At 62.0% G+C, this 12,195-nt stretch carries 9 protein-coding genes; 3 read left to right on the top strand and 6 right to left on the bottom strand.

The window, feature by feature from the left end:
- Window position 1: 1 nt before the first annotated feature.
- On the bottom strand, window positions 2-1,225 hold the full coding sequence (gene hemA, locus ACR0J1_RS01235) for a 5-aminolevulinate synthase (protein ID WP_480730046.1): 1,224 nt from the start codon (window positions 1,223-1,225) through the stop codon (window positions 2-4).
- Window positions 1,226-1,537: 312 nt separating this feature from the next.
- Here hemA and ACR0J1_RS01230 point away from each other — a divergent pair, with 312 nt between their 5' ends.
- Entirely contained in the window at window positions 1,538-2,923 is a 1,386-nt protein-coding gene (locus tag ACR0J1_RS01230) for a dipeptidase (protein ID WP_480730047.1), read from the top strand.
- Window positions 2,924-3,056: 133 nt separating this feature from the next.
- Here ACR0J1_RS01230 and lpdA read toward each other — a convergent pair whose 3' ends face one another.
- Window positions 3,057-4,451 (bottom strand): dihydrolipoyl dehydrogenase, encoded by a 1,395-nt coding sequence (gene lpdA, locus ACR0J1_RS01225; protein ID WP_480730048.1) that lies wholly within the window; start codon window positions 4,449-4,451, stop codon window positions 3,057-3,059.
- Window positions 4,452-4,654: 203 nt separating this feature from the next.
- On the opposite strand from lpdA, the gene ACR0J1_RS01220 reads away from it, so the two are divergent.
- Window positions 4,655-5,089: a hypothetical protein gene (locus tag ACR0J1_RS01220; protein WP_480730049.1), complete on the top strand. Its 435-nt coding sequence runs from the start codon at window positions 4,655-4,657 to the stop codon at window positions 5,087-5,089.
- On the opposite strand, the gene ACR0J1_RS01215 is transcribed toward ACR0J1_RS01220, so the two are convergent.
- The 4 genes from ACR0J1_RS01215 to ACR0J1_RS01200 all read right to left on the bottom strand — a co-directional run bounded on the left by ACR0J1_RS01215 (window position 5,086) and on the right by ACR0J1_RS01200 (window position 11,629).
- The gene (locus tag ACR0J1_RS01215; protein ID WP_480730051.1) at window positions 5,086-5,667 is read right to left on the bottom strand and encodes a DUF924 family protein; all 582 of its coding nucleotides are present in this window, start codon (window positions 5,665-5,667) and stop codon (window positions 5,086-5,088) included. The genes ACR0J1_RS01220 and ACR0J1_RS01215 overlap by 4 nt on opposite strands.
- Window positions 5,668-5,774: 107 nt before the next feature.
- A complete protein-coding gene (locus tag ACR0J1_RS01210; protein WP_480730052.1) occupies window positions 5,775-7,049 on the bottom strand; it encodes an MFS transporter in 1,275 nt (424 codons plus the stop codon).
- A 104-nt stretch (window positions 7,050-7,153) separates the two neighbouring features.
- Window positions 7,154-8,200, bottom strand: a complete 1,047-nt coding sequence (gene queA, locus ACR0J1_RS01205; protein ID WP_480730408.1) for a tRNA preQ1(34) S-adenosylmethionine ribosyltransferase-isomerase QueA — start codon at window positions 8,198-8,200, stop codon at window positions 7,154-7,156.
- Between the two features lie 45 nt (window positions 8,201-8,245).
- On the bottom strand, window positions 8,246-11,629 hold the full coding sequence (locus tag ACR0J1_RS01200) for a YhdP family protein (RefSeq protein WP_480730054.1): 3,384 nt from the start codon (window positions 11,627-11,629) through the stop codon (window positions 8,246-8,248).
- Window positions 11,630-11,699: 70 nt separating this feature from the next.
- On the opposite strand from ACR0J1_RS01200, the gene ACR0J1_RS01195 reads away from it, so the two are divergent.
- A complete protein-coding gene (locus ACR0J1_RS01195) occupies window positions 11,700-12,161 on the top strand; it encodes a peroxiredoxin (RefSeq protein ID WP_480528794.1) in 462 nt (153 codons plus the stop codon).
- Window positions 12,162-12,195 lie beyond the last annotated feature (34 nt).

The following is a 12,195-nucleotide window of genomic DNA, read 5'->3' as shown; positions in this document are numbered from 1 at the left end:
GTTATCCAGCAAGTTCGGCGCGATTTAGCGCACAATGTGACCAAAGTTCGTCCATCGCCTGCACCAGACGATTCATTTCGTCAGGCCCATGTACCGGAGACGGGGTAAAGCGCAGGCGCTCTGTGCCACGCGGAACGGTCGGGAAATTGATCGGCTGCACATAGATGCCGTAGTCATCCAGCAGCCGGTCGCTGAGGATTTTGGTATGCACCGGATCACCAACGATCACAGGTACGATATGGCTGCCATGGTCGATCAGCGGCAAACCCAGCCCCTTTAGGCGCAGCTTGAGGATCTTTGCCTGCGTCTGGTGCTGCTCACGCAGCTCGGGCGTCCGCTTGAGATGCGCGACCGAGGCCGCCGCCCCCGCCGCAACCGCAGGCGGCAGCGAGGTGGTGAAGATAAAGCCCGGCGCATAAGAGCGTACGGCGTCACACATTTTTGCGCTGGCGGCGATATAGCCACCCATCACGCCATAGGCCTTAGCCAGCGTGCCGTTGATGATGTCGATACGATGGGCCAGCCGGTCGCGCTCGGTCACACCGCCACCGCGGGGGCCGTACATGCCAACCGCGTGAACCTCGTCAATATAGGTCAGCGCACCGAATTCATCGGCCAGATCGCAGATTTCCTCGATCGGTCCGAAATCGCCATCCATCGAGTAAACCGATTCAAACGCGATCAGCTTGGGTGCAGCCGGATCGTCCGCCGCCATCAGTTCGCGCAGGTGTTCAACATCGTTGTGGCGGAAGATACGCTTGGCACCGCCGTTCCGGCGCACACCTTCGATCATTGAGGCATGGTTCAGCGCATCGGAATAGATGATCAGGCCGGGGAACAGCTTGGGCAGCGTGCTCAGCGTCGCGTCATTGGCGATATACGCGCTTGTGAACAACAGCGCCGCCTCTTTGCCGTGCAGGTCAGCGAGTTCAGCCTCGAGCCGCTTGTGATAAACGGTAGTGCCCGAAATATTGCGCGTCCCGCCCGAGCCCGCGCCGGCAGCATCCACCGCCTCGCGCATCGCATCCAGAACGACCGGATTCTGCCCCATGCCCAGATAGTCATTGCCACACCAGACAGTGATATTCTGCTGCGACCCGTCGGGGCAGGTGCGCACCGCATGAGGGAAGTGCCCGTTACGGCGTTCAATGTCGATAAAGGTCCGGTAACGACCTTCTTCATGCAGCCTGGCAATCGCTGAATCGAGCTGAGCAGTATAGTCCAACGGACCCTCCCTGGATGCCCGGCCTCTGTTCGCGGCAGCCGGGCGGCTGTTTCTCCTGCGCCCTGCGGGGCGTCGGATTGCGTTCCTTTGAACCACTCAAGTATAGTTCAAAAAATGGCGCATCATTGATTTGCATCAAATATCGACCTAAACCCCAATCGACAAGTGGTGTTGCGGCCTGCGGACGCGAGGAAACGACGCAGGGCGACTCAATACCCCAATGCATAGCCGGTTTTCGATGAACGCGTGTTGGAGGGCCCTCCCCTCGCTGCTACATACCCTACCAAATTCAGGACAATTCAGGAGAACACCATGTCGCTTGACGCCGTACTGAGCCGGATCGATTCCGATCTGACCCCCTCTATCGACCGCCTGATGGAGTTTCTGCGCATCCCCTCGATCTCAACCGACCCCGAGTATGACCCACAGGTCGAACAGGCCGCCGACTGGCTGGTCGCCGATCTGCAAAGCCTGGGCGTGCAGGCCGAGAAACGCGCCACGACCGGGCACCCGATGGTTGTTGGCCAGGTGGGCGAAAGCGAAGACGGCCCTCACCTGCTGTTCTATGGCCACTACGACGTGCAGCCCGTAGACCCGCTGGAGCTGTGGAACCGTGACCCGTTCGACCCTGCGCTGGAAGACACCGACCTGGGTCAGGTGATCCGCGGGCGCGGCGCGTCGGATGACAAGGGCCAGTTGATGACCTTTGTCGAAGCCTGCCGCGCCTGGAAAGCCGTTCACGGCAAAATGCCCTGCCGCATCACCTTCTTCTTCGAAGGCGAAGAGGAATCCGGTTCGCCCTCGCTGGTGCCGTTCCTCAAGGAACATGCCGAGGAACTGAAGGCCGATCTGGCGCTGGTCTGCGACACGTCCATGGTCTCGCGCGGTGTTCCCTCGATTGCTTCGCAGCTGCGCGGCCTGCTCGAGGAGGAATTCACCCTCACCGGCCCGCGCATCGACCTGCATTCGGGCCACTACGGCGGCCCCGGCCTGAACCCGCTGCGCGAGGTGTCGAAGATCATCGCGTCATTCTATGACGACGAAACTGGTCGTGTCGCAGTCGATGGTTTCTACGAAGGCGTTCACGAGGTCTCGGCCGAGCAACTGCGCCAATGGGAAAATTGCGGCTTTGACGAGGCAGAATATCTGAACTCGGTCGGATATTCCCAGCCGCATGGCGAAAAGGGATACTCGGCGCTGGCACAGCAATGGGCCCGCCCGACGCTCGAGGTCAACGGCCTGTGGGGTGGCTATCAAGGGGTCGGGACCAAAACCGTGATCCCATCCGAGGCGCATTGCAAGATCACTTGCCGTTTGGTCGGCGACATGGACCCCGCCGCGCTGCGCGGCAAGATCCGCAAACACGTCGAAGACCGTCTGTCGACCGATGTGAAAATCGTGTGGGAGGACAACGTGGCCGGCGACCCCGCCTCGGTCATGAACCTCGACCGCCCCGAATTCGAAGCCGCCCGCGGGGCGCTGTCCGAAGAATGGAACCGCGAGGCCGTCTTTACCGGCATGGGCGGCTCGATCCCCGTGGTCGGCTACTTCCACGAAATCCTCGGACTAGATTCGATGCTGGTGGGTTACGCCAATGACGACGACGCCATCCACTCACCCAACGAGAAGTATGACGTCAAAAGCTTCCACAAGGGCATCCGCTCCTGGGCCCGCATTTTGGACGCTCTGAACCGTTAAGACTCTTTGCGAGGCTCTGCCTCGCGCTCCGGGATATTTTTAGCCAGATGAAGTGCGGATCCCCTGCTTCATCTGGCCCTTAAATATCCCGGGGGAGTCGCGGCTTGCCGCGGCGGGGGCAGAGCCCCCTTTCTTACATATGGATTACACGCCCATAAGCATCCAGCACGCTTTCATGCATCATCTCTGACAGGGTGGGATGCGGGAAGACCGTGTTCATCAGGTCTTCTTCGGTGGTTTCCAACTGGCGGCCCACCACATAGCCCTGGATCATCTCGGTCACCTCGGCCCCGATCATATGCGCGCCCAGCAACTCACCGGTCTTGGCGTCGAAGATAGTCTTGATCATCCCCTCGGGCTCGCCCAACGCGATCGCCTTGCCGTTGCCAATGAAGGGGAAGCGCCCGACCTTGATGTCATAGCCAAGCTCCTTTGCTTTCGCTTCGGTATAGCCCACCGACGCAACCTGAGGCTGGCAGTAGGTGCAGCCCGCGATACTTTCGGGTTTCACAGGATGCGCGTGTTTGCCCGCGATCAATTCAGCGACCATGACGCCCTCGTGGCTGGCCTTGTGCGCCAACCAGGGCGCACCCGCTATGTCGCCGATGGCATAGAGGCCGTCGACCCCGGTTCGGCAGAATTCATCGGTGACCACATGGGTTCTGTCGATTTTCACACCCAAAGCCTCAAGCCCGAGGTTTTCAACATTGCCAACGATACCCACGGCTGAAATCACGGTGTCAAAGTCGTGTTTCTCGACCTTGCCCTTTACTTCGATATGGGCCGTTACCTTACCCTTGGCGCGGTCAAGTTGCTTGACCATCGCCTTTTCCATGATCTTCATGCCCTGCTTGGTGAAGGCCTTCTTGGCGAAGGCACTGATTTCTGCGTCCTCCACCGGCAAAACCCGGTCCATCACTTCGACAACGGTCGTGTCCGCGCCCAGCGTGTTGTAGAAGCTGGCGAATTCGATGCCGATTGCGCCCGAGCCGATGACCAGCAGTTTCTTGGGCATCCGTGGCGGCTGCAACGCGTGCTTGTAGGTCCAGACCAGATCACCGTCGGCCTCAAGCCCCGGCAGTTCGCGCGCCCGCGCGCCCGTCGCCAACACGATATTCTTGGCCGTCAGCTCTTCGGTGCCCTTGTCGGTCTTGACGCTGACCTTGCCCTTGGCCGGGATCGTCGCCTCGCCCATCACCACGGTTACTTTGTTTTTCTTCAGCAGATGTCCGATGCCGCCCGACAGCTGCGCCGCGACCCCGCGCGAGCGTTTGACGACCGCGTCCAGATCATAGCCGACCTTGTCCGCCTTCAGGCCGAAATCCTTGGCGCGCTCCATCAGATGAAACACCTCAGACGAGCGCAGCAGCGCTTTGGTCGGGATACACCCCCAGTTCAGGCAGATGCCGCCCAGATGCTCACGCTCGACAACGGCGGTTTTCAGGCCCAGCTGGGCTGCGCGAATAGCAGCGACATAGCCTCCGGGGCCGGCCCCGATTACGATCAGATCATAAGATTGTGCAGCCATGTGTCCCTCTCGGCGCAGGTCGGTTTCAAAACTAGTTTACCGTTAAACTATTTTTTTCGACGCATCAACAGCCCTACCCGCGACATATGTGACGCAGGGTCAGATCGCCGGTTTGACGCTGATTTCAGCCTATACCCGTGCCCGCCCAAAGGCTAGAACCGAACCCGACTGTATTCATACCGTATATTTCAGAGAGGCCTGTCATGGCAAAAACCCTCAAAGATCTGTTGCTTGCCCTGTTGAACGCAACCCTGATCCTGCTGGCCTTGTGCCTGTTTCTGGGCTGGAAGCTGGCCCAGTCGGTCGACACCATCCGAACCGGGTTTGCCGAGAACCTGCAACTGGTGACCCCGCTGCGCGATCAAGCCCAAGGCATTCGCGGAGAGCTGACGGCGTTGCGCAGCGATCTGGCTGCGATCCGATCGCAGGAGGGCGTACTGGATTCAGCTGATCTGCAAAAACTCAACGCCACCTTGCAGCGACTGGGTAAGCTGGAAGAGGGTCTGGAAAGCACTCAGGCCCGGCTGGCGGGCCTGGTGGATAATCCCGAAGACCTGATTGACCACGCCATCACCACCTCGGTCGACCGCGTGACCAACAGCCTTCTGATCGTTCGGGCATGTGTGCCCGCGACTTAGGTCGCGCCGGTTTGCAATTCGCGCACTGTGGCCCCGTAACCGCCATTGTTGACATAGGCGGCCTCGTGTTCAGTTGTATTCCGATCCAACGCATCGTTGCGATATGGGAAACGACCGAACTTGCGGATCACCTCGCGGTGGGCCCGTGCGTGCAACAGATTGCTCTCGCCATCCTGCGGCATCCGTTCGTGCATCAAACGCACACAGCGTTCCTGATCGCACAGGTTTTCCGAATGCATCATCGGCAGATAGAAGAACTGCCGCGCCGGTTCGTCGATCTTCATGTCCCAGCCCTTATCGACGGCGCATTTTGCAGCCGCCAACGCCGCGCGATCCGTCGCAAACGCCTGCGCGCTGCCGCGGAACATATTGCGAGGCAATTGATCCATAAGGATAATATAGGCCAGCGAACCGCTGGGATAGGTCAGCCAAAGCGAGAATTTGCCCTCGCACGCGGCTTTCCATGTAGCAAAGAACTTGTCGCGGATCTGCGCATCAAGCGCATCATCCTGCAGGTACCACCCCTTGGGGCCAACCTCATCCAACCAGAAACTCAATACTTCTTCAGGACCAACCATTGCCCTAGACTCCGTAATTGTCCTCCCCAGGGACGTAACGTCATTTAAATCTCTTTTACAGATTTGTCACAGTAACATATTGCAACACAAAAGTCACAAATCCGGCGTCAGGCGGGTTCCTGCGTATCCGAGTCATCCTGCGCCGCCTCGATGGCGACCTCTTGCGCGACCTCAAGGGCCACGGGCGAGGATGTCGGATAGAGCGGCGCGATCGCTCCGGTCTCGTCCACCGGCACATAGGCGCGCTGGGTCATGCGGTAAGCCGCGTAGATCGCCATGGTGAACATCAGCGTAGCGATGAACAAAAAGAACCCCGAAGGCCCCAGCAGGCCAAGCCCCATCAACCAGCCGGTGATGATCGGGCCCGCGATGGCGCCCAGGCCATTGATAAAGACCAACCCGCCCGAGGCGGCGGACATATCATCATATTCCAGATAGTCGTTGGTATAGGCGATCAGCAGGGAATAAAGCGGGCTGGTCATCCCTCCGATTGAGAACGCAGCCAGCAAGAGCACCGGGAACGCGCCCGCACCGAGCATCATGCCGACCAACGCGCCGAAACCGCCGACGGCGGCCACCAGCATGATCAGGATACGCCGGTCCATGCGGTCCGAAATCCAGCCAATCGGATATTGCAACAAGACGGCACCGACGTAGAACGCCGCGACGAAGGTCGAAATCTCGACCAGCGACAGCCCGGCCTGCGCGCCATAAACCGCGCTCATCCCGAACTGGGCCGAGAACACGCCCCCCAAAAGGAACATCCCGACGCAGCCCAGCGGCGAGGTTTCCAACAGCTTGCGCAGCGTCATCGGCTTGGTGGTATCAAAGGCAGGGGTTGGCGAAATCGACAGCAGAATGGGCGCGAAGGACACCGAGACCAGGATCGAGGCGATCACAAAGGTCTCGTACCCCGCAGGGTCACCCACCAGCATCAGCGCCTGCGCGCTGACGACGCCCGCCATCTGCACGATCATATAAAGCGACAGCGCCTGGCCGCGGTTTTCATTGCTGGCCGCATTATTCAGCCAGCTTTCTGCCGTCACATACACGCCCGAAAAGCAGAACCCGATCACGACCCGGCCCAGCGACCACGCAATCGGGTCGGTCAGCATCGGATACATGATCATCACGGCCGAGATGAACGAGGCCAGCGCCGCAAACACACGTACATGGCCCACTCGGCGGATCATCTCGGGGGCCAGACGGGAACCGCCCAGAAAGCCCAGAAAATAGGCCGACATCACAAACGACATCTGAAGCGTCGAGAATCCTTCGATCTCGCCGCGCACACCCAGCAGCGTGCCCTGCAGGCCGTTGCCGACCATCAGCAATCCCATGCCGAGAAGAAGCGCCCACGCGCTGGAGAGAACCTGAAGCATGTCGCCCGTCCAAATGCCGAAACCAAGTGTCGATTTGCGCTCAAATACCGTCTGCGTCGCGTTTGTCTACGACATTGTGAGGACGCTAACGGAAAAGTTGCGCGCTAGGGGATCAGCAGCGAGGCATCGCCGTAAGAGAAGAACCGATAGTCTTCACCGATGGCATGGTCATAGACCGCTCGCATTCGGTCCCGCCCCATCAACGCAGAAACCAGCATCAGCAGCGTGGATTTCGGCAGGTGAAAATTGGTCATCAGCGCGTCCGCTGCATGGAACTGAAAGCCCGGGTAGATGAAGATGTCGGTCTCGCCTTCCCAGGCCGCGATCTCGCCGCCCCGTGCGGCGCTTTCGATCAGACGCAGCGCGGTGGTGCCCACCGGGATCACCCGCCCGCCTGCGGCCTTGGTCGCGGCGATCTCGGCAGCGGCCTGCGGGCTGACCCGGCCCCATTCTGCGTGCATCTTGTGGGTGGTCACATCCTCGACCTTCACCGGCAGGAACGTGCCCGCGCCCACATGCAGGGTCACATGGGTAAAATTCACGCCCCGCGCGGCGAGCGCCTGCAGCAGCGCATCGTCGAAATGTAGCGAGGCCGTGGGGGCGGCTACCGCCCCGGAATGCCGAGCCCAGACGGTCTGGTAATCGGTCTTGTCCTGTTCATCTGCGGCGCGTTTCGCAGCGATATAGGGCGGCAAGGGCATCGCGCCGGCCTGTTCCAGCGCCTGGTCGAAATCCTCGCCCGTCAGGTTGAAGCGCAGAAAGGCCTGCCCGTCGACAACCCGGTCCAAAGTGGCGCTGAGGTCGTCGGAAAAGACAATCTCCTCACCCGGTTTGACCTTCTTCAGCGGCTTGATCAGCGCGCTCCAGCAGCCGTCGGCCTGCGGGTCCAGCAAGGTCGCCTCGATCGCGGCCGAGACGGGGCCTTGCGCACTGTCGCGGTGGCGGCGCCCGTTCAGCCGCGCGGGGATGACGCGGGTGTCGTTCAGCACCAGCCGGTCGCCCGGTTGCAGCAGATCGGGCAGATCGAACACATGCCGGTCGTTGATCCCATCGCCCTGCGCCACCAGCAGACGCGCCGACGAACGCGGGCTGGCGGGCCGCGTGGCAATCAGGTGTTCCGGCAGGTGAAAATCGAAATCGCTGAGTTTCATGGCCGCGCCATACATCGCCGCAACAGATTCGGCCACCGCCTGTGATCAGCGGTCTTCGCCTCGCGACTGCAGGGCGGGATGCGGCGTATCGGACCGGTCCGGCGTAGCGTTCGGGCCGTCCGAAACCGTTGGCGCGGGCTGGCGCATCAGGTTGCGCAGGAACAGCGGGGCCAGTCCCGACAGCGGATTGACCGAGACCTTGGGATCGGTCAGCGGCCCGGTCAGCGTGTAGTTAAAGGCAAACACCCCCTCGCCCTTGCGGGTCAGCACGCTGCCGATTGCGTTCAGCAGGTAGATCGGGGAAATCGCGCCGCGCAGGTTCAACCGTCCCGCGACGGTATCAACTGTGCCATCGAAGGACAGACCCATCGAAGGCCCCACGGCGCTGCCGCTGAGGATTTTCACCTCAGTGGGCGTGATGCGCATCTTGCTGTCGATGCCGGCAAAGAAAATACCCTGCCCCGCCATTTCATCCAGCAGCCCCACAAGGCTGATTGCGTTCAGCAGGGCCGCCATGGCGGGGGCATCCTTGATCCGCGTGTTCTCGATCCGCAGATCGACGTCATAGTTTCCAGGCTCGGCAATGGGGTCGAGTTGCAGTTGCAAGCTGCCGCCACGGGCCTGAGTAATAATGCCCGCCGACCGCATCACCGCGCCCGCATCTTCCGAAGTCAGGCCAACCGCGCTGCGCCCGCTATGCGGGGCCACCTGCCCCTTGACCGGCGCGCCTCCGTTGACCTGCGCCGCAAACGCGCCGGTCAGCCCGCCGGTGGTCTGGAACGATCCGGTCAACCCGGTCAGCGCAACCGTCTCGGTCACCTGTAATCGGTCCAGCGTCACGTCCATCTTGGGCCCCGGCCCTCCGGCCCCGCCGTCGCCGCCCCCTTCGCCAATGGTCGATTTACCCAAATCCAGCACACCGCCCAGAACCCGGATATCGGGCAGAGCGTCGCCACGCCCGATCAGTTCGGCCGGAACCGCCAGCCAGTCGCCCAGTTCGAACGAGCTGAACCGGACCCGGTCAAAATCCCCGTCTCGGAACGAAATCGTCGCCGAAGCCCGCAGCCCCGCCGTGTCGATCCGCAGCGCATCGACGCTCAGCTGTGCGCCCAGCGTGGCCTCGGCCGTCAGGGTACCGCTGGCCGCCGCCGGTTTGCGCCAGCCAAGCTCGGGGATGGCCAATGCAGTCCCGTCCAGATCAGATTGCGCCCGCAGCTTCGGCGGCGCGCCCGCGCCGATATCCAGTGTGAAATCCGCCAGCGCCTGTCCCGTCAGCATCCCGCGCGGCAGCCCCGCATGGATCTGGTCCAGCAGCCGGGGCGAGAATTCGATCTGACCGGTCAGAGTGCTGCGCTGCGCGGTCTCGCCTCCGATCGGCTGCTGCCACTTCGCGGTAACCGGGACGATGCCGAACAGACCTTCGCCGTCGATCGAAACCCCGGTCTGGTCCCCGCTGAGGCGCAGCCGGTCGGCGCTGATCTCAAATCCCGGCACCAGCTTGTCACTGTCCAGATCGGCCAGCGTACCGTCGAAATGGAACCGGGTATCTTCCAACTTCAGCCCCTTGATCAGCGGCAGCGACAGCGTACCGGCAAGGCGCACCTGCCCGTCGGCCAGATCGACAGGCAAGTTGGCTTTGCTCAACAGCGCCAGCGGAGGGCGATCCAGCAGGGACAGTCCTGCCGTCACGCTGCCGCTGGCCTGAATCCGCGCAATACCCGGCGCGCCTTTCTTGATCCCGGTGTCCGGAATGATGAACGAGGTGCCCGAGGCATCCACCGCCCCGCCCTCATCCGCGATCACCACGCCTTTCTGCGCGGTCACGGTAAAGCGGCGGTTCAGCAGGCTGGCCTGCCCCTGCGCCTCTTGTATCGGAGGCAGCGTCTTGGCGAACCGCAGGCTGGTCTTATCGAACTCGAAATCCGCATAGATGTCGGGCTTTTCGCCGGGCCGCAGCCGCAGGGCGAAATCCAGGTCGGACATTTCGCCATAATGCAGGTTTTCAGTGACCCAAAGACGCGGCTTGGGGGCCAGCCGCTCGGGCCAGTATTTCAGCACTTGGTTCGAGTTCATCTGGTCGATCTGGGCGTCGATCTGGGCCTGCCAGCCTTCGGACAACCCGGCCAGTGTGCCGTTAAGGCGCAGCCGGTGCTCGCCATCCTCGACCGTCATCTGCCCGACCCGCATCCGGAACGGGGCAAGCTTCATCTGAAAATCCACATCCGCCCGCGTCAGGTTCAGCGCCTCGGGAAATAAGTTGGCGGGATTAACCTCGATCCCGCTGAGGTGGAACTGCCCCGCCATGCTGTCGAGCCGCCCGGCCTCGGCCCCTTGCAGGAACGCCTTGCCCTCGGCCTCGACCTGACCCCAGGCCGAGTTGATCGATATCTCGTTGAAATCCAGCACTTCCTGTTTCGGGTCATAGGTAAAATAGGTACGCGCCGAGTCGAACCGGACCGGAACCGTTTCCGGCGTCGGCTGCACCGCCCCTGCGCCCAGGTTCAGCGTGGCAAAGACCGGCCCCAACGCGCCATCAGCGTCAACGCTGCCGCGCAACGCCCCCGAGATCGGCGTCCGCAGCACCTGCATCCACGCCAGCGCAGGGCTGTGCCCGGCAATATCCTCGGCGGGCAGATCGGTGATCGACACGCCGAACTGCGCCGCAGCACTATCGAGCGAGCTGGTATAGTTCGCCTCGATCCCGCTGACATAATCCCGGCCCGCCAGCACCGAGAACCCGGTGGCCAGCCGCACCTCGCGCGCGCTGCGGGTGGCCTGAATATGCCCCCCGTCCAGCACCCATGACCGCCCAAGCCGCAGATCGCTATAGTCCAACGTGATCGCATCCAGTTGAACCGAGGTCAGCGCCGACAGCGCGGGCGACCGGAACACCTCGTCCGAGGCTTCGATCAGCTGCGCCAGATTCGGGGCCTCGCCCACAGGTGTGCTGCCGGTGCCGACCGTCAGCGACAAAGCCCCGTCCTCGCCCCGCGTCAGCGCGATCTGTGCGCCCTGCAGAATGATCCGCTTGGGCCGGACATGGCCGCGTAACAGGGGCCGCATCGCAAGGCTGGCGCGCAGGTCGCGGACCTCGGCCACCTGTTGCCCGGCGGCATCACTGATGCGCACATCGGTCAGGCGCAGGCGCGGGCGCCAGCCTTCGTGGATGATAAAGCTGACATCGCCGAACCGGATCTGCACCCCGCCCAGCGCCTGATCCAGCCGCGCCTCGACCCGGTCGCGGACCCATGCGGGCGCGTGCATCGTCTGCCCGACCACCATGAACCCGGTCACCAGCGCCAGCAGCGCCAGAATGAAAACACCGCGCATGGCCCACAGCCCAGCCGTCCGCCGACGCGACCGGCGGCGCGGCTTTTTGCCGGCTTCCGTCTCATCCTGCTGATCTTGCTGGACCAATTTGCGTTCCACGCCTTTCAACCTGCCCACAGCGCCCTATGATACGAGGCAACCGTTAATATCCTCAGCCCGGAGTCCTCATATGCCCGACGTTTCAGACATCGCCCCTGATTTCACCCTGCCCCGCGACGGCGGCGGAGAGGTTTCCCTGTCGGAACAGCGCGGCCGCGCGGTGGTTCTGTTTTTCTATCCCCGTGATGATACGCCGGGCTGCACCAAGGAATCCATCGGTTTCTCGGAACAGCTTCAAGCGTTTAGCGATGCTGGCGCTCACGTTTTCGGCATCTCGCGCGATAGCGTGGCCAAGCATGACAAGTTCGTCGCCAAGCACGGGCTGACCACACCGCTGCTGTCCGATGACGGGCAGACCGTGTGCGAGGATTACGGCGTCTGGGTCGAAAAGAATATGTATGGCCGCAAATCCATGGGCATCGAACGCTCAACCTTCCTGATCGACGCCGAGGGCAAGATCGCCCGCGTCTGGCGCAAGGTGAAAGTACCGGGCCACGTCGATGAGGTGCTTGAGGCCGTACAGGCACTCTGACCCTCTCGACCCGCCCTTGCATCCGCGCTATGCC

Source organism: Ruegeria sp. CJ3, assembly GCF_056536725.1.
Note: the sequence above shows the minus strand (reverse complement) of the source record. Positions and strands in the feature narration are given on the sequence as shown.

What these genes read in the sequence shown, in the direction of transcription:
- ACR0J1_RS01230 (WP_480730047.1), top strand. Translation starts at nt 1,538, where the DNA reads ATGTCGCTTGACGCCGTACTGAGCCGGATCGATTCCGATCTGACCCCC.
- lpdA (WP_480730048.1), bottom strand. Translation starts at nt 4,451, where the DNA reads ATGGCTGCACAATCTTATGATCTGATCGTAATCGGGGCCGGCCCCGGA.
- ACR0J1_RS01220 (WP_480730049.1), top strand. Translation starts at nt 4,655, where the DNA reads ATGGCAAAAACCCTCAAAGATCTGTTGCTTGCCCTGTTGAACGCAACC.
- ACR0J1_RS01215 (WP_480730051.1), bottom strand. Translation starts at nt 5,667, where the DNA reads ATGGTTGGTCCTGAAGAAGTATTGAGTTTCTGGTTGGATGAGGTTGGC.
- ACR0J1_RS01210 (WP_480730052.1), bottom strand. Translation starts at nt 7,049, where the DNA reads ATGCTTCAGGTTCTCTCCAGCGCGTGGGCGCTTCTTCTCGGCATGGGA.
- queA (WP_480730408.1), bottom strand. Translation starts at nt 8,200, where the DNA reads ATGAAACTCAGCGATTTCGATTTTCACCTGCCGGAACACCTGATTGCC.
- ACR0J1_RS01195 (WP_480528794.1), top strand. Translation starts at nt 11,700, where the DNA reads ATGCCCGACGTTTCAGACATCGCCCCTGATTTCACCCTGCCCCGCGAC.